24 protein-coding genes are annotated in these 22,571 nt (G+C 70.9%); 7 read left to right on the plus strand and 17 right to left on the minus strand.

Annotated features, from left to right (window positions below; all coding sequences use genetic code 11):
* Window positions 1–138: 138 nt before the first annotated feature.
* The 6 genes from RIN75_RS13435 to RIN75_RS13460 all read right to left on the minus strand — a co-directional run bounded on the left by RIN75_RS13435 (window position 139) and on the right by RIN75_RS13460 (window position 4,155).
* Window positions 139–927: a sigma-70 family RNA polymerase sigma factor gene (locus tag RIN75_RS13435; protein WP_309112212.1), complete on the minus strand. Its 789-nt coding sequence runs from the start codon at window positions 925–927 to the stop codon at window positions 139–141.
* Window positions 928–1,357: 430 nt separating this feature from the next.
* Window positions 1,358–1,762, minus strand: a complete 405-nt coding sequence (locus tag RIN75_RS13440; protein ID WP_309112213.1) for a hypothetical protein — start codon at window positions 1,760–1,762, stop codon at window positions 1,358–1,360.
* A 52-nt stretch (window positions 1,763–1,814) separates the two neighbouring features.
* Complete coding sequence (locus RIN75_RS13445) at window positions 1,815–2,225, minus strand: 6-carboxytetrahydropterin synthase (protein ID WP_309112214.1); 411 nt, start codon at window positions 2,223–2,225, stop codon at window positions 1,815–1,817.
* On the minus strand, window positions 2,219–2,629 hold the full coding sequence (locus tag RIN75_RS13450) for a hypothetical protein (RefSeq protein ID WP_309112215.1): 411 nt from the start codon (window positions 2,627–2,629) through the stop codon (window positions 2,219–2,221). Before RIN75_RS13450 ends, RIN75_RS13445 begins: the two co-directional genes overlap by 7 nt.
* A gap of 250 nt (window positions 2,630–2,879) precedes the next feature.
* On the minus strand, window positions 2,880–3,605 hold the full coding sequence (locus tag RIN75_RS13455) for a response regulator transcription factor (RefSeq protein ID WP_309112216.1): 726 nt from the start codon (window positions 3,603–3,605) through the stop codon (window positions 2,880–2,882).
* 82 nt (window positions 3,606–3,687) lie between these two features.
* Window positions 3,688–4,155, minus strand: a complete 468-nt coding sequence (locus RIN75_RS13460; protein WP_309112217.1) for a hypothetical protein — start codon at window positions 4,153–4,155, stop codon at window positions 3,688–3,690.
* A gap of 368 nt (window positions 4,156–4,523) precedes the next feature.
* Here RIN75_RS13460 and RIN75_RS13465 point away from each other — a divergent pair, with 368 nt between their 5' ends.
* Window positions 4,524–4,961, plus strand: a complete 438-nt coding sequence (locus RIN75_RS13465; protein ID WP_309112218.1) for a hypothetical protein — start codon at window positions 4,524–4,526, stop codon at window positions 4,959–4,961.
* Window positions 4,962–5,131: 170 nt separating this feature from the next.
* On the opposite strand, the gene RIN75_RS13470 is transcribed toward RIN75_RS13465, so the two are convergent.
* Window positions 5,132–5,380, minus strand: a complete 249-nt coding sequence (locus RIN75_RS13470) for a hypothetical protein (RefSeq protein ID WP_309112219.1) — start codon at window positions 5,378–5,380, stop codon at window positions 5,132–5,134.
* Window positions 5,381–5,442: 62 nt separating this feature from the next.
* On the opposite strand from RIN75_RS13470, the gene RIN75_RS13475 reads away from it, so the two are divergent.
* Window positions 5,443–5,961: a hypothetical protein gene (locus RIN75_RS13475; RefSeq protein WP_309112220.1), complete on the plus strand. Its 519-nt coding sequence runs from the start codon at window positions 5,443–5,445 to the stop codon at window positions 5,959–5,961.
* Window positions 5,962–6,165: 204 nt separating this feature from the next.
* Here the strand turns inward: RIN75_RS13475 and RIN75_RS13480 are convergent, their stop codons facing one another.
* Entirely contained in the window at window positions 6,166–7,344 is a 1,179-nt protein-coding gene (locus tag RIN75_RS13480) for a hypothetical protein (RefSeq protein ID WP_309112221.1), read from the minus strand.
* Window positions 7,345–7,864: 520 nt separating this feature from the next.
* On the opposite strand from RIN75_RS13480, the gene RIN75_RS13485 reads away from it, so the two are divergent.
* The 3 genes from RIN75_RS13485 to RIN75_RS13495 all read left to right on the plus strand — a co-directional run bounded on the left by RIN75_RS13485 (window position 7,865) and on the right by RIN75_RS13495 (window position 11,902).
* Entirely contained in the window at window positions 7,865–8,416 is a 552-nt protein-coding gene (locus RIN75_RS13485; RefSeq protein WP_309112222.1) for a hypothetical protein, read from the plus strand.
* A 177-nt stretch (window positions 8,417–8,593) separates the two neighbouring features.
* Window positions 8,594–9,712: a glycosyltransferase family 4 protein gene (locus tag RIN75_RS13490; protein ID WP_309112223.1), complete on the plus strand. Its 1,119-nt coding sequence runs from the start codon at window positions 8,594–8,596 to the stop codon at window positions 9,710–9,712.
* A 711-nt stretch (window positions 9,713–10,423) separates the two neighbouring features.
* On the plus strand, window positions 10,424–11,902 hold the full coding sequence (locus tag RIN75_RS13495) for a prenyltransferase (RefSeq protein WP_309112224.1): 1,479 nt from the start codon (window positions 10,424–10,426) through the stop codon (window positions 11,900–11,902).
* Between the two features lie 55 nt (window positions 11,903–11,957).
* Here RIN75_RS13495 and RIN75_RS13500 read toward each other — a convergent pair whose 3' ends face one another.
* From RIN75_RS13500 to RIN75_RS13510, 3 genes are all read right to left on the minus strand, one after another.
* Window positions 11,958–12,317, minus strand: a complete 360-nt coding sequence (locus RIN75_RS13500) for an Lsr2 family protein (RefSeq protein ID WP_309112225.1) — start codon at window positions 12,315–12,317, stop codon at window positions 11,958–11,960.
* A gap of 407 nt (window positions 12,318–12,724) precedes the next feature.
* A complete protein-coding gene (locus RIN75_RS13505; RefSeq protein ID WP_309112226.1) occupies window positions 12,725–13,123 on the minus strand; it encodes an SSI family serine proteinase inhibitor in 399 nt (132 codons plus the stop codon).
* A 90-nt stretch (window positions 13,124–13,213) separates the two neighbouring features.
* Window positions 13,214–13,750 carry an RICIN domain-containing protein gene (locus tag RIN75_RS13510; RefSeq protein WP_309112227.1) on the minus strand — a complete coding sequence of 179 codons (537 nt, stop codon included), beginning with the start codon at window positions 13,748–13,750 and terminating at the stop codon, window positions 13,214–13,216.
* A 992-nt stretch (window positions 13,751–14,742) separates the two neighbouring features.
* Here RIN75_RS13510 and RIN75_RS13515 point away from each other — a divergent pair.
* The gene (locus tag RIN75_RS13515) at window positions 14,743–15,459 is read left to right on the plus strand and encodes a hypothetical protein (protein WP_309112228.1); all 717 of its coding nucleotides are present in this window, start codon (window positions 14,743–14,745) and stop codon (window positions 15,457–15,459) included.
* A 27-nt stretch (window positions 15,460–15,486) separates the two neighbouring features.
* The gene (locus RIN75_RS13520) at window positions 15,487–15,738 is read left to right on the plus strand and encodes a hypothetical protein (RefSeq protein WP_309112229.1); all 252 of its coding nucleotides are present in this window, start codon (window positions 15,487–15,489) and stop codon (window positions 15,736–15,738) included.
* A gap of 318 nt (window positions 15,739–16,056) precedes the next feature.
* On the opposite strand, the gene RIN75_RS13525 is transcribed toward RIN75_RS13520, so the two are convergent.
* The 6 genes from RIN75_RS13525 to RIN75_RS13550 all read right to left on the minus strand — a co-directional run bounded on the left by RIN75_RS13525 (window position 16,057) and on the right by RIN75_RS13550 (window position 22,568).
* Window positions 16,057–16,677: a class F sortase gene (locus tag RIN75_RS13525; RefSeq protein WP_309112230.1), complete on the minus strand. Its 621-nt coding sequence runs from the start codon at window positions 16,675–16,677 to the stop codon at window positions 16,057–16,059.
* Window positions 16,678–16,738: 61 nt separating this feature from the next.
* On the minus strand, window positions 16,739–17,140 hold the full coding sequence (locus tag RIN75_RS13530; protein WP_309112231.1) for an excalibur calcium-binding domain-containing protein: 402 nt from the start codon (window positions 17,138–17,140) through the stop codon (window positions 16,739–16,741).
* Between the two features lie 481 nt (window positions 17,141–17,621).
* Entirely contained in the window at window positions 17,622–17,963 is a 342-nt protein-coding gene (locus RIN75_RS13535) for a hypothetical protein (protein WP_309112232.1), read from the minus strand.
* Window positions 17,964–18,799: 836 nt separating this feature from the next.
* Entirely contained in the window at window positions 18,800–20,104 is a 1,305-nt protein-coding gene (locus RIN75_RS13540) for a hypothetical protein (RefSeq protein ID WP_309112233.1), read from the minus strand.
* Window positions 20,105–20,380: 276 nt separating this feature from the next.
* On the minus strand, window positions 20,381–21,790 hold the full coding sequence (wzy, locus tag RIN75_RS13545; protein WP_309112234.1) for an O-antigen polysaccharide polymerase Wzy: 1,410 nt from the start codon (window positions 21,788–21,790) through the stop codon (window positions 20,381–20,383).
* 151 nt (window positions 21,791–21,941) lie between these two features.
* Window positions 21,942–22,568, minus strand: coding sequence for an acetyltransferase (locus RIN75_RS13550; protein WP_309112235.1), 627 nt, complete (start codon window positions 22,566–22,568; stop codon window positions 21,942–21,944).
* Window positions 22,569–22,571 lie beyond the last annotated feature (3 nt).

A 22,571-nucleotide genomic window follows, 5' to 3' on the forward strand; every position in this document is an offset into this window, starting at 1 on the left:
CACCCCGCAACCTCTCGCCCCACGACGCCCGGCGGGTGCGGAAACTTCACCCTCCGATGGATTAAATCTTTCGGGTGTAGAAGGCGACAATCCGTGGCCACTCGCGGACGGCCGCGCCGTCCGACCGGCGGCGTACGACTACGCCGGCGCCACGAGGTCGACGGCGACGGCGCGGGACGAGACACCCGGTCCCCCGCCGCGCGGGTCCGGAGCGGTCGACGGGCCCGCCGTCAGCGGCACGCCCCGCCTGAGCTGAGCCACGAGGTCCGTCGCCTCGCGAGCCGCCTCGGCGCACCGGCAACAGGTGGACACGTGCTCCTGGACGCGCCGGCGCGCGGCGCGGCCGAGCCGGCCGCACACCCACGCGGCGAGGTTCTCGGCGGACCCGCGGCAGCGTTCGTCGACACCGACTTTGACGTGCATCTGCACGTAGGCGACGCGAAGGGCCTCCCGGGCCCGGTAGGCCAGCGCGGAGACCGCGTTGGGCTGGATGTCCAGCGCCGCCGCGACTTCGGCGATCGGCCGCTTCTCGATCTCCAACTGCACCAGGACGGTGCGCCACCGCTCGGTGAGGGCGTCGAGCGCTCGTAATGCCAGGTCGGCGTCGAGCTTCTCGATCACCGGGTCGCCCGGGGCCACCTCCAGCGCCATCTCCGACGCCTGCGCCTGCCGGTCGACCAGGCGGTCCTCGGCGAGCTGCTTGTAGAAGGTCGTGCGGACCGTGGTGAGCAGGTACGAGCGGAAGGCGTTCGTCGGACCGCCGCCGGACAGGATGCGGTGCAGCACCTTGGTGAACGCTTCGGCCACCACGTCGTCGGCGCCCTGCGCGCCACCCAACAACCGGTAAGCCAGGTTGTAGGCCGACGTGTAGTGCATCCGGTACAACTCGCCGAACGCATCGCGGTCGCCGGATCTGACGGCCCTCACGAGCGAGGCGTCACGACGCCCATCGCGCTCATCGAGGTGATCGGTCATCTCATCAGCACCTTGGTCTCTCCCCACGAGCGGCGTGCCGGCCACCCGGGGGCTCACACCACCCGACGCCGTGCGTTGGACGGCCCTTGATCTCGCGTCACCAGTCGGCCACCGGAATGGCCTGCGCAACACTGCGAAGCAATTTCAGGTATACCTTCCCTAATCCGACGCCCGCCACCCGACGAACTGGCTTGGGACGCTACATCGGCGACCTGAGCCGACGCGCCCTCGGACACACGGTTTCACACTAATAGTGGAGTCGAATAGCGACAGGTGCGCCGCCCGCCCCGACATAAGGCGCCCGGCGCCATCCGATCGGGCGAATTCGACTCCAATGATCGACCGCTGGGCTAGACTCTCCGTGCACCAGCGGTATCGCCCATCAGCGATCGACATCGGACGAGCGCCCACCCAATACGAATTCGCCGACGCAATAGAGAGATGCCGGTCGCAATAGCTTCGGGGCGAGTGGGTGGCCGTGCGGAGGCAGCTCCCGCAATGCGGCTATCGCTTCGCGTATTTCGCCCGTGAACTCCCACAGGACCACGGGCCGTCCCCGGCGCACGACGCTGTCCTCCGTGCGCAGCCGCACCACGGTGACCGCCTCCGGCGACCGCAAGGTGATCGTCTCGGTGACGGGCGGATCCTCCTTCATGCCGTAAAGGCACTCCTCCTCGCCGATGACCGCCGTGATGAACCGCCAGCCGGGGTCCTCGCGGATCAGGTCCGCAAGGGCGTCCAGACTGGGATAGGCGGCCAGCGCCGCCGCAACGCGGGGGTGTGTCACGCTCCACTTCCCACACTCGACCCGATCCTCCACCGCGGTCCACGCGCCCGGGTCACCGCCGGCCGGGTCGGACTTCGACCAGCCGGCACCGAGCCCGCCCGCCGCGCACCGCGCTGACGGTGACGCTGTGGAGCACGTCGACCGCGACGGGGTCCAGGTGCCGCCGGCACCAGTCGACGAGGTGCTCGGTCAGCCTCGCGGGCGTCGGGTCGCCCTTGACGAGGTCGTTGAGGTGGGACCCCTCCAGCTCGCTGACGACGTAGTTCCGCAGCGGTTGCAGCATGACGGCGTCGGACGGCGCATCCGTCGGCGCCAGCTTCGACACCAGCAACACGACCTCGACCGACCACTTGTGCATGTGGACGCCGTGGCACGCGTGCGAAGCCGGCAGACCGGCGATCTCGTGCGTCGCGACGAAGTCGTGCTGTTCCATGATCTCGTAGACCATCGTCGCGATCAGCACGCCTCCAATGCGCGGGCGCGCCTGATGACCGCCGCCACGGTCTCCGGCTGGTACTCGTGCACGGCGACCACCTGCCGAGGCCGGGGCACGGCCGTGTTCGGCGCGGGTTCGGGGAACGCCGGGGGTGCGGTCTCCGCGAGCAGGTGGCCGCCGCCGAGCCGGTCGAGGTCGAACACCGCGTCCCGCAACGCGGCGCGCAGCCTGCCGACCTGGAGCGGTGAGAGGTACAGCAGTCCGATCGACGGGCACTCCAGCGTGACGTAGCCGGGGCCGAGCCTGACCTGCAGGAGCGAGTTGCGCCCCCGCTCGTCGAGGCATCTGGTGGCCGACTTGCTCGAGTCCCGCCGCCACCCCAGGCGCGACAGGACGGACAGCAGCGGAACGCCTCGACGATGACGACTCATGCACCAACTCCTCCTTGGGCCAATGCGGGAACGCGCGTGCCGAGCCGGCTCCGGGTCGCCGGCTCGCACCGCATGGGGCTGGGCAAGGTGCACCGGGCCGTGGTAGCGGAACTAGGGGGGACCGGAGACCACGGCCCGGTGCGCGACGGCAGCCCCCGGATCCCAAGGTCAGGTGGGAGTGTCCCCGTGGGGGTACCGTCGCCATGTCAGACCGTGCCGCGCCCCCTCCATTACGAGCGCTCCCCCACCATCACCCGGACGGGGCGCGATGGCCCGGGGTCAGCGAGGCGGCGGCCTCCGCGGGGAGCAGCGAGAACTCGTACGCCTTGGCGACGGCGTGGGCGCGGTCGCGCGCACCCAGCTTGCGCAGGATGTGGGTGACGTGGCTGCGGACGGTCTCCGCCGAGATCGCCAGGCGCGCCGCGATCTGCACGGCGGTGCGCCCCTCCGCGATCAGCCGCAGGACCTCCAGCTCGCGCCGCGACAGCGGTCGGCCCGCCTCCTTCACCGGCACACCGGGCACCGCCGCGTTGCGGAACACCGGATCCACGAAACTGCCGGTCTCGACGGTCCGCCGGATGGCGACGACCAGCCTGGCCGCGTCGGCCTCCACCGGGACGAGGGCACGTGCACCGTGCAGCCTCGCCCTGGCCGCCGCCTCGGGGGTCCTGCTCTCCGGCCCCAGCAGGGCCACCACGGTCAGGCGGCGGAACAGGTGGGTCAGCGTCTGGCAGATCCGCCACGACGGATCGCCCGCGGAGCAGATCAGCATGACGTCCGGGCGTGCCGACTCGCACAGGGCGATCGCGCCGCGCAGACCGTGCACGTGGTCGACCCACTCCAACACGGGATCGGCGGACACCACGCTCTGCACCCCGCAGGCGAGCAGGGGCAGCGTCCCCACCAGACCGACCCTGACCGTGGATTTGGCCGGGTCGTGCCACGCGCTCGTCGCCGGCTCGGGGATCGGCCTCACCGCCGCCTCCCCCGCGCCGCGCACCGCGGAAGCCCGCGGTGACCACCCCGTCCGGGCGCCGTCCGGCTGAGCTGGATCCGGGTCACCGTCCCGACACGCCCAGGTTCGCCGACACCGTCACGAGGACGCGGTCGTCCGCGGGCCGGACCGGAACGGACACCTCGACACCGTGCAGCGGCACCGGGGTCGTGGCCGCGGTCGACGTGGGCGCCGGGGTGGACGGGGCGGGCGCGGACGGCTGCCCCGCGGCCCGGCCGGCCACCGGCGGCGTGTGCTGGTCGGTGCAGGGCGCACCGACGAGGGTGCGAGGGCTGCTCGCGCTGCCGGCGGGGTTCGCGTCCGTCTTGGCGGTGAGCCCCGCGACGGCGCCCAGACCGCCGATCGCCTCCGGCGACGCGGGCCTGCGGTTCCAGTCGAACATCACGGAGCACGCGATCATCGCGACGGGCACGACGGTGAGCGTGGCGAGCGTGTGCCGGGTGCACCGGCGGCACGGCGTTCGGCCCCGCTTGTTCTCCAGTCGGTGCTTGCCCGTCTTGCGCAGCGACATCCTGGCTTCTCCCTAGGGTGGATCAAGACCGCGGTCGCCCGCACCACTTCGCCGGCACGACCGTTCGACAAAGTCGTCTGACCCGGGAACGGCTTCCGCTTACGCACCGCCGGGGAAGTTCGCCCGACCAGAGGAGTCCGACGTCGTCGGCGACCCGGCGCCCGCGCCGTGCCCACCCCCGTCCGGGTGAACTCGGTGTGCTCGCGCGTAAGCGCGCACGTGGTTGCGGATCTTCCGTCAGCGTCGCCGGTCCGGGCTCACGCCTCGCGACCGGCGTCGGCCGCGCGGGCACGCCGCCCGCGCCGACCCACCACCGGAAGGAACCTCCCTTGAGTGCTGCGCTACCACCCTCGTTGCGGGTGTCACTGGTGAGTGCGACCCCCGCGCTGGAGAAGGGCGTCGCCCAGGCCCTGTCCCGGACCACCGACCTGCACTGGGTCGGCGCGGCCCCGGACGGGAGGTCCGCGGTGGAGTTCTGCCAGTCGGTCCAACCCGATGTCGTGCTGGTCGACTCGGTGGTCGACGTCAAGTGGGACTTGTGCCTGCTGCTCACGTCGATGTTCCGCGACCTGGATGTCGTCGCCCTGTTGCGCCGGAGGTCGCTCAACCCGGTGTCGGCCGCGTGGGCTCGACTGCACGGCGCGAAGGGCGTCCTGGGCGTCGACGCGAAGCCGCACGACCTGCTCACCGCGATCCGCGCGACCGTGTCGGTCGGCCACTACGTGCATCCCGCGCTCGTGGCCGCGTCGCCCTCGGCGCCGCCACCGACGCCGGCTGCGCCGTCACCGACGCCGTTCCTCCGGTAGCCGTGCGGCGTCCCGCGCCCCGCCGCGCCGCTCGGAGCCGGGACGCCTCGGACGGGCGAGCACGACGAGCGCGACGCCCAGCGCCATCAGCCCCGAAGCCAGGACCGACACCGGCCCGGCGTTCGGCTCGGAAGGTCGCGGTGGCCCCGTGGCACCGGGGCCACCGCCCTTCACGCGGTACCGGGGCCGACCAACGCGACGCGGTCCGCCACCACGCGGTGCGGCGCGACGCGGTCCGGCGCGACGCGGTTCGCCACCACGCCGTCCGGCGCGACGCCGTCCGGCGCGGCGGCCACCGCGAACCGGGGCGTGGGGAACTCCGTGGCGGCGCGCACCGGCCCGGGGCCGACCAGGGGCGCCGCCAGGGCGGGCGCCACCGCCGTCGACCGCACCCCCGTCGTCCGCCGCACCGGTGCCATGGGCCTCTCCTCCCGCGAGCAGTGGGCGGGACATCGGTCGACCGAGACGAAAGAACATCGACGTGCTCGAAGTAGCCGAACCAGCCGATTTGACCGGAACGTTCGTGGTGGCGCTCGGCGAACGTCAGGGAACGCTGTTCGTGATCTTCTACGACACCGCGCGCGATCGGGAGATCCAACTGGACGTCGACTCGGATTGGCAGTTGCGCACCGACGCCGGCGAGGCGTGCGTCTACCTCCACGGGCCCGGTCAGTGGCGCATCTCGTTCGCCGACCACGACGTGCGGGGCCCGTACCGCCACCGCCACCGGCCCGACCACCACCTGGAGGTGCTGTCGCTGGTCCGCGGCCTGACCGTCGAGCAGGCGCGGCTCGACAGCGATCTGGCGCTGCGGATCGGTTTCACCGCCGTGGGCGCCGAGCGGATCAACCTGACCGTCCACGGGAAGTGCAAGCCGAACACCACCCACGTGCCCTGGCAGCTGACCTGGAACCAGCCCGCGTCCGCGACGAGCACGTTCGGCCGCGGCGGCCACGCGGACGTCCCGTGGTCCACCGCTCGGCACCGGACCGGTGGATGAGTTCACCGGTCCGGTGCCGAGCGCACCGGTTTTCATCGCCGCCCGGGAGCGGACGCCCGGTCACCCGGTGAGGAATTCCGACGACAAGGGCTCGCGACGGACGACAACGCAATTCGTCGAAAGCCCGGTCGTTACCGCCCGGCTTCGACTTCGCGGTCGATCGGGCGCGGACCCCGCGCACGGCCGGCGGTCGCCGGCCGGGGTTCACCCGGCGACGCGGTGGGCGATTTCCAGGACCCGATCGGCCACGTCCGCCACCGCCTCGTCCACCGGGATCGAGGGATCGACCACCAGCGTGCCGTCGGCGACGGCCACGGTGCCGTCCGGGGCGCCGACGACCACCACGACGTCGGGTGGGCGGACCGCCCGCTCGATCGCCCGGGCCGCGGGTGTTCCCGCGCGAGGCGCCGTCCGCGGGTCGGGCGGCCACCCGTCACTGATCACCACGCCGCCCAGCCACCGGTGCGCCGCGACGACCGTGACGTGGCGCCAGACGTGGCGGATCGCGTGGTTCGCGCCGAGCCGGCCACGCCCGCCCGGGGCGACCCGGCCCGCGGGGGTGACGGTGCGCCCGGCCGCCCCGGTGAAGCGGGCGGTCCGGGTTCGGCAGCCGTCGGCGACGAGGGTGGCGGCCAGCTCCGCCGCGACGCGCGCTCGGTCGTCGGCGTCGATGCCGACGACGGCGACGACGACGCCCCGGGTGTCCAGGTCCAACGGGCCGCGGCGAACAGGCCGCAGCAGCCGGTCCCCGAGCCCCGGAGGGGCCGGGTCCGCCGACCCGACCATGCCCGCCATGCCCGCCCGCGCCGCCCTGACCAGAGCCCGCCGCGGCTGATTCCAGCCGTCCAGCACCACCGCGAGGCCGGCGGAGAAGCGTCGGCCCAACTGCACGCGCATCCGCCACAGGAAGTCCTCCCTGGTGCGGATCGGGAGCGCACGCCATGCCCGTCGCCCCGCCGCCAGGCACCACCGGTCCGGCACCCGCCCTTCGACCAGCGGGCGCACCACCGCGTCGGCGACCGCGGCCTGGCCCGTCAGGGTGGCGGTGCGGTCGTCGACGGTGACCTCGGCGGCGGGAACGACGAGCACCGGCCCGACCATGAAGTCGCCGGTCGTGACGTCGACCAGGGCGAGGCCCTCGGTGACGCGCACGGCCAGCGCCACGTGGCGGCGCCGGTCGAACCGCGTGGCAGAGCCGACCACCGCACCGCCCAGGGCGGCGCGGAGCGCCGCGAGCACCCGCGCCGGATCGCCGTCGCACCACAGCCTCAGCGCTGTCGCGTCCCCCCGGGTCGCCGGCCCGGCGGAGCCGGGTTCGCCCCATCTGAGCCCCGCCTCGTCGAGCGCGGCGACCGCCGCCTCGGCCACCCGACAAGTGGTCATCCGCGACGAACCGGGACGAGTCGGCCGATCGGTCATGGTGTGGGCATCGGCCGCCCGGCGACCGCGCTTGATCCCCAAAACACGGGACGGGTGTCCTCGGACCGAACGTGACGACAGCCCCGCCGGCGAATTGCCGCCACCCGCGCGGCGCGCCCACCCCGAATGGCGGAAAAACAAGATCCGGTCGAGCGGGCGACAATCACGGGCGGTAGCGGTGACACACTACGCCGCATACCGGACCGCACCCGCGCGCGCGGCCTCACCGCCAGCATCGTGCCTGATAGGACCCATGCCCCACAGGTCACGCCACGATGATTGCAGCCAACGGCGCACCTGAACCAAAATGCCTGGTCAATTTTGACCAATGCATTTGCGGGAGCCGCCCACCCGGTGCCCGGAAGCGGCTGACCTACCGATGGCGCCGCCAATCCTCTGCTAGCCTCCCGGCTGCCTCGAGTCGCATTTCTTTCCACAACCCGGCCGAACGATGTCCGACCGGCACGAACGTGGGCAGGTACTCATGTCAACCACTCGTCCGGATTTCACGTCTGCGCGCGGGGCGATCGCGAGCCTGATCACGGCGCTGACCGTCGTACTGCTCGCCTTCGCCTCGGCGGCGGCAGCGCGGCACCCGTTGCGGGAAGGCGCTCTGTCGGCGTCCTCGGCAGACCTCACCGCGGGGTCCACGACAACGGTCGACGGTGCGGGGTTCGCGCCCGGCACCCCGGTCTCCCTCGACGTCCGCTTCAGGTCCCTCCACCTGGCGGAGGTCACGGCGAACGGAGCAGGTCGGATCACGGCGACCGTGACGCTCCCGGTGAGCCTGCCCCCGGGCCCGCACGAGCTGCGTGCCACCGGCACGACGCCCGACGGCGGCACGCTGGTGCTCAAGACGCGGTTCGACGCGGCAGGCGACGGCGGTGCCGCGAGCCCCGCCGAACCGCTCGCCGCGACGGGTGCCGGGGTGGGGTGGATCGCGGTGCTCGGCGCCGGACTCGTGATCGCCGGTGTGGTGGTGGTCCCGGCGGTGGTGAAGCGTCAGGACGTCGCACGACGTCGTAGCCGTGACTAGGCGACCCGCCTCGCCGACCGGGGCGTGCCGGCCCGCGCACGCGTCCGCCGCACGACCACGACGGCGGCCTGGCACCGCCCGTGCCGCCCACGCGCCCTCCCGCCACCGGTCACCACACCCGGACCCGCACCATCCCCCGGCCCGACGGCCCGACCCCGCTATCGCAGAGGTGTTCCAGTGCGAGTGCTCATGTTCAACCGGAAGTTCATCGACCACCCGGCAGCCGGTGGCGCCGAGGTCTACACCCGCGAGGTGACACGGCGCTGGGCAGCGGCCGGCCACGACGTCACGCTGTTCTGCTCGGCGCTCGGCGGCACCCCCGACGACCGGGTGGTCGACGGTGTCCGCGTGGTGCGCAGGGGTGGGCGGTTCGGCGTCTACCGGGAGGCGCGCCGGTTCTACCGCACCGAGGGCGTGGGCCGGTACGACCTGGTGGTCGACGGCGCGAACCCCCGTCCCTTCGGCTGCGCGGCGTGGGTGAAGGACGCCCGGGTCGTCGCGTTGTTCCACCAGGTGCGCCGGGAGATCTGGTTCCACGAGCTGCCGCTGCCCGTCGCGCTGCTCGGCCGGTACGTGCTGGAACCCCGGTGGTTGCGCCGGTACCAGGACGTGCCGGCGCTCACCGTGTCCCCGTCGAGCAGGGATTCCCTGTACGAGTACGGGTTGCGCAACGTCGTGGTGGTGCCGGTGGGACGCGACCGCGTCCCGCGTCCGGAGGTGCCGCGTGAACGGCTGCCCACCATCGTGTTCCTGGGCAGGCTCACCTGGAGCAAGCGGCCCGACCACGCCCTGGCCGCGGTCGAGACGTTGGCCAGGCAAGGGTTCTACGCCCAACTGTGGTACATCGGCGACGGCCCGCTGCGCCACGACCTGGAGAAGGCGGCCGACGACTGCGGTCTGCCGGTCCGCTTCTACGGCAGGGTGACCGACGGCATGCGCGACCTGCTGCTGGCACGGGCGCACGCGTTGGTCGTGACCTCGGTGCGCGAGGGGTGGGGCCTGGTCGTCGACGAGGCCGCCGCGATGGGCACGCCGACGGTCGCCTACGACTGCCCCGGCCTGCGGGACTCGGTGCCCGCGGCGGGCGGTGTCCTGGTCGACCCGCATCCGGCGGCCCTGGCCACGGGCCTGGCGAGGGTGCTGCCCGGCTGGGTCGCCGAGCCCAGCTCGCACGGGTGGCTCGGCGGCGCCGCAGACTGGGACGCGGTGGCCGACGCGGTGCTCGCCGCGGCGATCTTCCACACCACTCCCGCGACCGGGTACGTCGACTCCCCCGTGCGCGAGGCCGATTCCTGACGGCCACCCCGGGTGGGGACCGTTGTGGTCCCCACCCGGGACGACGAGCGCACACCCCACCGGTGCCCGGCCGGGCTGTCGCTGAGCGAGCCGGAGGCGGGCGCGATCCGCCTCGCCGCCACCGCGCACGCCGCATCCGTGCCGGCACCGGTCCGGTCGCCGCCGGATCGGGTTCGCGCACCTGACCACGTCGGGCGAACCGGCGCGGACGGCCTGTGGCGAGGAGGTTCTCCAGACCTGCGCCGCCGAGCCGGCAACCGGGCCGGACGCGCAACCGCAGGCGCACCCGGGCTTCGCCCGGATCGTGCCGGACACCCAGCGGCTCCGGCATTTCCTCCACCCCGACGGCGACCTGGTCACCTACCGCGACAGCGTGTGGAGCCGCCGCGCCGCCTCCCGGTCGCGTCACGGGGCGGGATGCGTCGAGCATTTCACACCCCGCCGGCAAAGAGGCGGCCGGACGGCACAGCAAGTGACGCCCGACACCGCAACGAGGTGTCCGCCGAGCAGACCGTCGCCGTGCGCCCGCGCGCCGGAGACGGCCGAAGACCGGTATGCGACGGGCACGACACTGTGGTTGGGTACTCGATCGTCGCGTGGACGATCGTTGCGTGCACGACTGCCGACTGGAGGGGCAGCGGCGCCCTCTGTCCGGAGGAGGCGATGTTGAGGAGTCCCGACGAACTTGCCGCCCGCACGATGTCTCACCTCATGAACGGTGTCGCCCAGGACGACTGGGGACGCATCAGCCCCTCGGTCTACGAGACCGCCCGCGTGCACCAGTGGGCTCCGCACCTGCCCGACGACGCGGTGCGCGCCGACTGGCTGCTGTCCCGTCAAGGACCCGACGGGCTGTGGGGCGAAGGCCCGTTGCCCTACCGGACGCTGCCCAGCCTGAGCGTGGTCGCGGCGTTCCTCGACCGGCTGGTCCACCACCGCGACACCCTGACCCCCGACACCGCCCTTCGGCTCACCCGGGCGGTCGACCGCGGACTGGCCGCCCTGGCGGCACTGCCCGGCGACGGCCCGCACCCCGACACCGCCGCCATCGAACTGCTCGTGCCGCTGCTCATGGCGTCGATCAACCGGATGCTGGGCACCACCGGCCGCCCAACCGGTCCTCGACTCGGCGTGATCCACGGGCTGCGCGCCGACGCCGCCGGGCACATCGCCCGCAGGATCGCGGACATGCCCAGCCTGCGCACCAAGTTCCACCACTGCTTCGAAGTGCTCGCCCCGCTGTGCCCACCGCGACTCCTGCCGGCCCCCTCAGGACTGCTGGGCGGTTCCCCGGCGGCGACCGCGGCCTGGCTGGCCACCACGCCCGCCGACGCCGACCGCGACGCGGCGGCCGAGGCACTGCGCGCCGTGAGCCGCCACTACCGCGGCCGGTTCCCGGAGACGGCGCCGTTGGCGGCGTTCGAACGGCTGTGGGTGCTGGCCGCCCTGCACCACGCCGGCCTGCTGACCGGCGCGAGGGACGTCGCGCGCAAGTGGTTGGCCGCGCTGGTCGAGCCCTGCGGCGTCCGCGGCGCGCCCGGCCTTGACCCGGACGCCGACGACACCGCCATCGCGGTGCACCTGGCCGTCGAACTCGGCGGGCACCACGGCCCCGACCTGCTGGCCCCGTTCCACACCGGCGACAACTACTCCTGCTACGTCGACGAGGACACCGCCTCGGTCACCACCAACGCGCACGTCCTCATCGCCCTGACCACCTGCCTGCCCCGGCACCCGGAGCAAGCCGACAACGCCACCCGCCTCGCCCGCTGGCTGGTGGAGCGGCAGCACCCCGAAGGTTGGTGGACCGACAAGTGGCACGCCTCCCCGCTGTACGCGACCAGTCGCGTCACCAGGGCCCTGGCCCGCTCCGCCGACCCCGTGGCCGTCGCCGCGGTGCGCCGCGCCGCCGCGTGGGCCACGTCCGCCCAACAGCCCGACGGGTCCTGGGGTGTCTGGGGTCCCACCGCCGAAGAAACCGCGTACGGGGCGCAGATCCTCTTGAACGCCCGACAACCCCGAGCCGAGGCGCTCGACCGCGCGAACTCCTACCTGCTCGACCGCACGGGCGACGGGGCGCACGACCACCCACCCCGCTGGCACGACAAGACGCTGTACGCGCCGGCGGCTGTCATCGTGGCCGAACTGACCGCCACCGCGCACCTCCTCGCGGCCAGGCACCGTGGTTGACGCACCGCACACCGCCGGACCGGCCGTCTCGCCCGTCGCCATGGTCGGCTCCCCGTCACGCTCGACGATGCGCGGCCTCGAACGCCGCGACGATGCCCGGTGCGATACGGCCGCGAGTGCCCACGACCAATCCGTTGCGCCAAGCCCACTCCCTGATCTCCTGGAACCGGGCCCGTTTCCCACTGCCCCGGGCAGACCGGCGGATTCGGCTCGGCTCGTCCCAGTCGACCAGTTTGCCGACCCTTCGCGCGTGCATGATGAAAGTCGACAGGCGCTCACGGAGCTCGGCCGCGTTCTCCGGGCACAGATCGATCTCGTAATGCACGCCGTCGAGGCCGAAACTGACGGTTTGACCATCCGCGGCGGGCCTGCCGTCGAGGTCGTCGACCAGTTGGACGTACAGCTTCCGTGCCATTGGCGGCGGACCCTCTCGACCTCTGTCCGGATGCAACCTGGCCGAGGCTAGCAATAACGCCGCCCCGAACGGCAGTTCCAGTCCCCAATATTGACCACGCCGACGACATCGGGGAAAAACACCGACCGCAATCGTCGTACCCGAAACACATGAATGCGGGTGGACCGTCGGCCCGACGACCGGGGTGAGCTGCCACCCGCCGACGTGGCCCTTGTCCGGGGCTCCGGTGCCCGGCGCGTTGCCGGTGAGGCCGGTGACGGTCAGCGGTCGACCGGCCGGCGCAGACCCACCGCACGGGACACCGGCAGTCCTTTGTGGACTGCCGGTGCGAGGTCGTCACGACCCGGGAAGAGCTCCGGGCCCGGTGTTCGATCGCCCGTGGCGAAGAACGAGCCGGGACGCCGGGATCAGAACTGGAAGACCACGCCGGTGTGCGCCAGCATCGAGCAGTTGTTGACGTAGGTCTCCTTGAACCTGACCGGCTTGCCACGCCACGTGCCCACCGCCGCGGCGGTGACAGGGGCGTACTCCATCGTGCAGATCACGTCGCGCGGGTCTTGCGCCAGGCGCCCTCCCCGCTCATTCAACTCTTGGCACGCCTTGACCTTCTGGGGATGGCTCCCTCGTGGCGGATGGCACTTCAACACCGCTGAACGGTCTCGTCCCGCGGTGGTGCCGCCGCCCGAGCGGCTGACGGTGAGTTTGAGCTCGGACCGGTCCGGCGGTGGCGCCACGGCCGCGCCGGGAGTCGCGAACAGGACCGAGAGGACCGCCCCGGCGAAGGTGGCGGTGAAGAGCTTGAGCACGTCTTCCCACTCCTATCATCCACAAAGGACTGACCGGCCGGCTCGGCCGACAGCGACCCACGCCGTTCCGGTTCGGCACTGCGCGCGGTGTCACCGGATCGAGCCCGGTGCCGCTTCCGCGGCGTGCACCTGGAATTGCCGCCAGAGCTGGTTGGCGCCGCCCCGGCAGTCCCACATGCCGACCCGCGCGCCGTTGTGCGGGTTGAACCGCAGCAAGTCGAGGCACTTGTGGTTCATGGAGCTGCGGATCTGCCCACCGTCCCGGTACCACATCTGGTTGGCGCCGCCCCAGCAGTCCCACATGCCGACCCGCGCGCCGTTGTCCGGGTTGAACCCCAGCACGTCGAGGCACTTGTGGTTCATGAAGCTGCGGATCTGCCCACCGTCCCAGTACCACGTCTGGTTGGCCCCACCCCAGCAGTCCCACACGCCGACCCGCGCGCCGTTGTCCGGGTTGAACCCCAGCACGTCGAGACACTTGTGGTTCATGGCGCTGACCACCTCGACCAGCGGGAACCTCTCACGCGACGAGTCGGCCAGTGCCGACGGCACGGACAACGACACAGACGCCGCGGTGGCGACGATCGCCGACACCGACATCCGCACAAGTCTTCCCGATGAACGCATACCACTCCCCTTTGACCGATTGCACAACGGAAACAGACGTCCCGCGACAAGTCACGTCCGATGTGGTGACAATGCCGCCGATCCGCCCCGGGCGAATCACCCGGTGGCGAAGAGCGCACCAGGGCGCACCCCGGTGCCGAAAAAGTCGTGCACCTCCGCCCGCGCGGCCGGCGCATGTTCGGGATGTGCGAGCCCGGGGACCTCACCTCTCAACCAGGAGCCCCTCGACGCTGGACGTACCAGCGGACCACGGTCGACGTGGCCGCGTACGGAGTCTGCCGCCCGCAAGGCAGTTGGACAATGCCCTGGAAGAGCCGGGGTTGCCATTTCGCCCGAAACGGTGAACAGCGGGCCGGGAAAATCACGACCACCGGACGATCGGCACACCAATCGCCCACCCTGACGGCCGATTCCGCGCACGGAAGCGCTATCAACAACATTGACTAGCACAATCTTGTGACGGCCACCGCCGTGCGGCCCGCGTCGCCGCCGAGAAGTCGTCCCCCGCGCCTCATCGCTTGGCGGCGCCACCGGACGCACACCGGGACCGTCGGCGCACCACGACCCTTCCCTGACCAGGCGCGACCCGTCGCGGCCCGCGGAGCGCACGGGCAGCGGTCACCCGGCGTCGCGGCCACGACGGCGGCACGGGCCGGGTCGTGCGCCCCGTCGGGCACCCCCATCCCCATTTTTTGGGGGTTTGCCGTCCACACTTCGCGACCGACTGTTTTCCGACGGGTGGTTCCGGCCACGCTTTTTAGCCACCGGGCCGTTGAACCGAATAGCTGTCACGCACCGTGGCGCGGCACTCGAACGAGTGCTCTTGCTGTCGTGTTCGCCACAACTGGTGCAGAGTGTGGTTCGGGGTCCGACGCGTTTCCGATGAGTTACGGCAAGCCTCGCGTCGCCCCCGAACAACCCCATGCGACTGTTCGCATGATTGTGGAACATCGGACAATCGACTCGATACACACAGAGAGAGCGAGCCATCAATGGCCGGCACGCAATACACGCTCCGCGTGGTCAACGACTCGACCAACCTCACGGACATGTGTGTGTACCAGCAAGACCCCAACATCGGCGCACCGAACGTCATGTCCCTCGCGTGGTTCACCAAGCCCGCATACCCGACCACGACCGTGGTGTTCCGATGGACCATCGACTACTCGTTCATCTGGTCCGAGACCGGACAGCTGAAGCCGGGTGTCTTCTTCGACGCCTCGCAGATCTGGCCGGCGGACCCGAGCATCATCGGCGTGGCGAGCGAGCGCAAGGCCGGTAACCAGATCGGGTTCTCCCACCCCTCGGAAGGCGCGTACACGTTCACGTCGACGCCCACGGCCAACGCCCAGCGCGGCACGCTCTACATCGACGAAAACGCGACCATCCCGCTGAAGGAGGCATCGGTCGGCATCGGCATGTCCGGTTCCGGCACGTTCGCCACCCAGGCGCAGCCGAACATCCACCTCAGCTTCACCCCCCACCCGACGTACTGGCTGACGGCGGGCACCTACCAGCAGGGCGAGGTTTTGGACGTCCAATCCATCACCAACCCGGTGGAGATCCACTTCCCGCCGAACGTCTACTCGATGACCGCGACCCTTCACGAGGACAACTCATGGACGGTGGACCAGACGAGCAAGTCCAGCGCGCTGAAGTACAAGCAGGTGATCGACGCCGGTCGCCGGCGCCTCGCGACGACGCGGTAGCGGCTCGCCGCGGAAAGGACGTCGACGATGACGAGTCCCGAAGGCCGGTACACGGATGTGAACGTGGTGCCGATCCAGGGCGGCCGGGGATCCCTGATCGGCGGTACCGGAACGATGTCGTCCTTCTTCATGTTCTCCGCCGGTGAGTTCACGGTGGGCGATCAACCGGAGGTCGGCGAGTACTACAACATCTCCGGCGTGCACAACGGACAGCGCTACGGGTTCCCCCGGTGGAAGTGCACGCACTCGGGCGGAACGAGCGACTTCTCCGAGGGCTGACCGGCGAGCTGGAGGTCGGCGACAACCGGGCGCACGGCCGTCGCCCGGTTGTCGCCGACCTCCGGTCGCCTCCCCCCGCAGCCGATGCGGCCCGCCGTCAGCCCGCCCCCGGCGGCGTGAAGCCCAGCACCTTGTGCAGGTACAGGGCCGACAGGAACACCCGCGAGGCCCCCGGTGACGAACCCCCGCGGACCCGCGAAGCCGCCCCCGCCGACGCTGCGGCGGCCCAGGACCGCCACCGGCACCAGCGGGCCGCGCGACACGCTTCCCCCCACTCAGAACGTGAGCAGCAGCAGGGCTGCCACCGCCGGCGAACGGCTACGCCACTCTGCCGTCGCGGTGCCGGCTGCCCGTCATCTCCGCATAGACCACGATGTTGTCCCGATAGCCTCCCGCTTCCCGGTCGAATCGCCCACCGCAGGTGACGAGCCGCAGCTCGGGGCTCTCGACATGGCCGTACACCGCTTGCGTGGGGAAACGGTCCTTCGGGTGCTGCTCGACCCGCCGGACCGTGAACGACGCGGCCCAGCCGTCCGCCCGTTCCACCACCACCTGATCGCCGGGCCTCACCTTGCGCAGATCGTAGAACTTGCCTTTCCGGCCCTGCCAATCGAGGTGTGCCGCGAGCAGGGCGGGCCCGCTCTCTCCCGGAGTCGGCGAGTTGGTGTACCAGCCAACGGTTTCGGCATCGGTCGGGACTTCCAGGGTGCGGTCGGCGCGCAGCCCCAGATCGGTGATGCCGGCGGCGTCGACGCCGATCGCCGGGATGGTCAGCCTCGTCGGGCGAGATGCGCCGAGCACCACCTTCCGCGGTGGGTTCCGCGGTGCGTTCGGCGTGGGCGCGAAGACCGTTCCGGCCGGGTCGGCTGGGTGGCCGGGGTCGGCCTGGTGGACGGTGTCGGTGTCCGTCAGAACCGCCAGGCACAGCACCGCCGCCATCCCCACCAGTACACGGGCTGCTGCCCGGCGGGCATGGCGGCGCGAGCGGTAGCGCATGGCGCTAGCTGGTCCTACGTGCACGCCGGGCCGCGACAGCAGCCGCTGCGGCACCGAACCCGGCCAGCCCGAGGAAGAGCGGCAGGGTACCCGAGTCGTCATCGGTCGGGACGTCGACGGTGGAGCCGTCACCTGTGTCGATCCAGCCAACGGGCGGCTCGTGGACATGGGTGTGATTGGGTGTCGGGACATGACTGGGTGCCGGAAGGTGCTCGCAAGCGATGCCGTCGTTGTCCGCGTCGAGCCCGTGGAGGTCGCGCGGGGCGGACTCGAAGAACCGCTGCGCCTCGGCTTGGTTGCTGAAGCTCTCGCAGTCGCGATCGCCGAGCGCGTTGGCAACTCCGACGATGGGCAGTGTCGCACTTGCCGCGAGAACAGCGGCGCCGGCCAACCTCGACAGCAGCATGGTGCACATTCCTCTCATGCGGGACGAAAGAACGTCTTTCGTGGTGAAACGGCTACGTCTGGCAGCCGCAAGATCTCCCGGTGACCCGATGCAGGGTCGGCGACTTCCATGACGGCCGCGCCACCTGATGTCCCCTGGCCGCTCACCTGTTCCTGGCCGGCGACGCCGAATCATCGAGGGTGGCCCGCACCGCGTCGGGGCGGGCGATGGCCGAGACCGTAGGCGCCGCCAGACTCACCTCACCTCACCTCACCTGATCGGGTTCGCCGGCTGGAGTCGGCTCGTACCCGTCGTGGGCGGGTGGCGCCACGAACCGGCGGCGCCGGCGGCGCAGGTCGACAGGAATTTCTCCGAACCGAGAACCCCGTGCGGCTGCTTCCCTCATCGCCACCATGACCGAGCCCGGCCCAGGTTCGACACGAGTACCGACCGATCGGCCCAGTGGAGCCGAGGTGCCGTGAGGTGGCGGGTGTCGCGGAACTCAGCCGCACACCGAGGCGACACAGACCTGGACGTCGCCCACGCTGATGTTGATGGCGGGGTTGAAGGACTGGTACGTCACCACGACGACGTTCTTGATGACCGCCGCGTCGACCCCGGCGTTGTTGAGGTTGTTCTTGAGGACGACGATCTCCTGATGAATCAGAGACCGCTTGCCGGTGATCTTCACAACGACTTTGTCAATGATGTCGTTGCAGGACACGACGTTGTTGACACCGTTTGAGCAACTGTACTTGCCGGCCGCCGCCGCCACTGCGCCGCTTCCGGTGGTCAGGGCTGCCACCAGGCCGAGCGTGGCGACAAAAGGCGTGAACCTCTTCATGGAACACCCGTCCTATCGTTTGACTGCACTTGACCGACATCGCCGGACGGCGACGCTTGCCGCACTTTTATGGGGCATGTCCGACGTGTATTTAACAGCAGCGGCGGTCGGCGCGTAAGGTTCACCGACCCGGACGAGCACCAAACCGCTCGTCCAGAGGACGACCATCCCCAAATATGGGTACCCATTCTTCGGGTCACTCAGGCGCGCAATCAGCTACCAGGGACGATGTCGTGTCCCCCGAAAGCTCCTGTGTTGGTGACGGACTGCAAGGAAGGGAAAGCCGGGTGGGACGTTCGTGATCCAGCGCGCCCGGTCCCCGAACAGGCGACCACTGGAAGCAGAAGGTCCGCGAGGCCATCCGTTCCGGGGCGCTGGTGTTCCCCGCACGCTCCCCGTGCAGGCGCGGGGCAGGCCGAGGTCGTACATGGACGAGGAACTCGACATCGCCGTCACCTCGGCGCCGGCCGAACGCCCAGCGACCTCGACCACGCTGACCTGTCCGGCGACAAGTGCGCACTGCGGGCTCATGGTCATCGGCGCGACGATCGGTAGCGCGTGTTCCGCGGTCGGTGGTCTCGGCGTCGGCCCCGCCTTCCGGCGGTACCCCTGCGTCGCGCGCGGCGACGACCGTCCTCGGATCATGTCGGCCTTCGCGTGGTGTTCGGTCGCCAGCGGTGTTCGCCGCGGACGACCGGCGTGGCCGTGGGATCGGTCGTCTACGCGGCTCTCTCGGGCGCGTCGTGGGGGTTGCCGCGACGACGTCTCAGGGCACGGACGGCGAGCACGGTTCGGCAACGGCATCCGGGCACCTGGAGTTCCTTCTTCCCATCGGGTCACTTGGCGGCTTCGCCGGAACAACCGGGCCGTCGACTCGGGGACTCGACCTGCCGCAGCACTCGGCGGCGCAAGAGGATCCAGGATGCGAACGACAGTCCTGTGTAGAGGAACACCGTCCCGACCGCCACGCCGGTGGCGCCGGCCAGGTTCGCCGACAGCAGGTGACACCCCACCGAGGCGACGCAACTCACCAGGCCGAACGCGCCGGCGGCCTTGGTCCACCCGCCGCCGAGCAGGCCGAGACTGGCGACTTCGTACGGCGCGAAGCACAGTTCAGCGACGGCGAGGATCAGCAGCAGGTCCCGCGCGGCGGCGAACTCCGGGCCGAAGACCGGCACGATCCACAACCACCCCGCCAGCACGACGACGAGGTTGGCAGCAGCCGTCACCAGCACGGACAGCAGCAACCACGGGGCCATTTGGCCACGTCTGTTCCGCAGCCTGACATCGCGCATGAACAGCTGCCCCATCGCATGCGGGAACAGGCGGGGTATCTCGGCCAGGCTCGCCGCGAGCGCGAACACACCGACCGCGGCGGCGTCGACCGTGGCGCCCAGGACGTACCGGTCCGCGCGCAGGGCGATGGCCATGCCCAGGCCGAACCCGAGGGTCGGCAGGCCGGTGACGGCAAGCGCGCGGATTTCGTGGAACCGGGGCCGCGACAGGGACAGCAGCGTCGCCGCCCGGCACTTGGGGGCCAGGAAGATCCAGGTGACGAGCACACCGGCACCCTGGGCACCGAGCAGCGCCGCCCCGGTGGGCCACGCCACCGCGGCGGCGAGGAGTCCGGCCAGCCCGCCTGCCGTCATGACGGCCCCGAAGCCGGCCGCGCGCCGGAAGCCGCCGTCGGCGTACCAACCGTCGATGGTCTGGAAGTTGACGACCTGCGCCGCGGTGAACACGCCGACCGCGGCGAGGAAGCCGAAATCGGCGAGCGCGGGATCGACGACCGTCGCGGAGATCGCGGACACCGCCGCCGCGGCCACCGCCGCGAGGCAGGCGGCACCGATCGTCCACCAGCTGTACGCGGACACGAGCCGGTGCCTGCCGGCGCCGGTGGCGGCCGGCAGGAGCAGTCGGAACGCCATCCTGGCACCGAAGCCGGCGACCAGCGCGACGACCGCCGCGATCGTCGTCCCCAGCACCATCACGCCTCGCTGCGCCGCTCCGAGGACGCACGTGGCCACCATCGCGGCGGCGGCGTTGGACACGAGTCGGAGCACGCCGGCGCCGGTCAGGTAGCCGATGTTGACCCGCCACCGGGAGCCCCCGACGTCCGGCAACCCGTTTGGTGCGGTCATCGGGTTCCCGCGCCGGAAACGCCGCCTGACGAACGCCGCGACGCCCACGCTCCCACATCCCTGATCCCTGTTCGTTGCCCGCGCATCCGGGGGACCACCGCGCTGGTGGCGACGCTCAGCCATCCGGCCCACCACAACCGCCGGACATCGACCGCCCGGGCCGGTCCGATCGTCGAACCGCCGCGACCTGACGATGACCCGGCGCAACGCGAGACCCGCCACGTCGGGCGCGGCCATCCGACCGAGGTGGCTCGGCCTCCGGTGTGACACCAACCGTCATCCGCTGTCCCCCGGGCCCGCGTCGCACCCGGCCGCCGACACCGAACCGCCCGTCCGGACACGGCCTGGCGAGGAACTGCCGACGCCCTGGACGCGAGTGCGGCAACGTTCACGCCGCTCGGACAGATTCCAGGTTCGGCGGGCGATCACCCGATCTCCATCTTCCCTTGACCTGTCGTGCTTGTCGGTGGACACCTCGCCGTAGGCGGCAGTGAACCGATCCGAATCCGGCGGAGACCCCGAGGTGCGCGAACTCGACAGCAGATGACAGACGGCGAAGAACGCCGCCCCATAAGCGATCACCTTCATGAGTTGGAGACTGTCCCCGCGCAACGAGTACATGAGCGTCGCCACGAACAGCACGTTGAGGTAGGTCCACCAGTCGGAACGATCCGACCGGTTGACGATGAACCGGTGCACGAGTGTGATCAGGAAGAACACCACCGGGATCGCGGGCAGCCCGAAGTTGAGGTACGCCTCCCCGGTGAGCGAAAAGCCGTAACCCCCGCCCGATCCGGGCGCGTGCAGGCTGACCAGCCACTCGCCGAGGGACGGCGCGCTCTTCACGCTCAGCCAACTCGGCAGGACACCGAGCAGGTTGTCGAGATAGGTCGCACCACTGTAATACGGCACGTAATGTGGCACGATATTCATGACGAAGGTGTCGACAAATGTGATGGACCCCTGGTTGAGCGCTTGTTCCATGCTGACGTCCTGGGACTGGCGAGCTGCCGCCAGAAAAGAGGCCAGGACGAAGAACCCCACGCCGGCGAGCACGATCCGCGTCGATCCGGCGCGGTTCTTCAGCAATTGGGCCTGAATCAGCAGGCTGAAGAAGATGAAGATGAAATCGCGCTCAGCCGTCGCCAGGCAGTACGCGAGGTACAGCCCGGCGTTCACCCAGTAGACGTTACGTGTCAGCCGGGTCCTCTTGGCGATGAAGTACATCGACAGGGCGAAAGCCTCCAGCAACAGGTAGCCCCCGTGCCACGGGCCCGCCAGCGCCAGCCGCTCCAACTTGTCGAGGTCGATCATGTCCGGGCCCTTGCTGACCACGACGAAGAGGGCGTACACGGCCAGGCCCGCCAACACCACGGGCAGCAGTTCGTACGCCTTCGCGGGCCGCGCGAGCCGCGCCTTGTCGAACGTCCGTCGTTGCGGCGCGACCAGGTCCCCGATCGCCATCGCGACGAGGGCGAGCGCGAACCCGGTCGACGCTCTCGGGATCTGCTCCGTCACGATTCCCTCGTACACGGAGGTGCCCACGACGAGGTTGATCAACGGGCCGAACGAGAAGAACACGAAGACGGCGGCGACGCTCACCAGGACGTTCCGCGTCCCGCCTCGCAGGTAGAGGCGGACAAGGACGGCCAGCGAAATGGCGAGGTTGATCAACACGACCGTCATGCCTTGTGTGGTCAACCGAACCTCTTGTACCCGTCCGTGGCCTCAACGGCAGAGGCGCATACCGACATGTGGTTACTCCGTGATCGTTCCTGCGATGAGGTGCGCATTGCGACGTGGTGGTCGATTCGGGGTGGAGCAGGGCCTGGCCGCGCTAGCGGACGCGGGCGGCCAGCGGCGCGGCGGGTGAGCCGATCACGACCACCTCGCCCGGCACATCGCGAGTCACCACGGCCCCCGCACCCACCACGGCGCCCACGCCGACCGTGCGGCCTTGCAGTACGACGGCACCGGAACCCACTACGGCACCTTCCGCCAGGGTGACGTTCCCGGCGACGTTGGCACCGGGCATGACCGTCACGTGGTCCGCGAGCGTGGTGTCGTGCCCCACCGTCGCGTTGTAGTGCACCTGGCAGTGGGAGCCGATGGTGACGCCGCTCGACACCATCACGTTGGCCTGGACGATCGCGCCCGGACCGATGGTGGTCTCCGGGCAGACCACCGCTCGGGGGTGGACGAGATTGGTCGGCCGCAACCCGCGCGCGTCCAGCAGTCGCGAGAGCCGCACCCGCGCCGTGGGGGAGGCGATCGCCACGACGTACGCCGCGCCGGACACCGCGTCGCCCGGCCTGCGCACGTCGTGGCCGCGCACGACCTGCCCCGCGGCGGAATCGTCGAGGAACGCGATGACCTCGCGACCGAGTGCCATGCAGATGTCCAGCGCTTCGCGGCCCGCACCACCCGCACCGACGACGTAGACAGCTGCCCCTTTATGCGCCATGCG

It is taken from the genome of Saccharothrix sp., from assembly GCF_031180885.1.
Classification (GTDB): Bacteria; Actinomycetota; Actinomycetes; order Mycobacteriales; family Pseudonocardiaceae; genus Actinosynnema.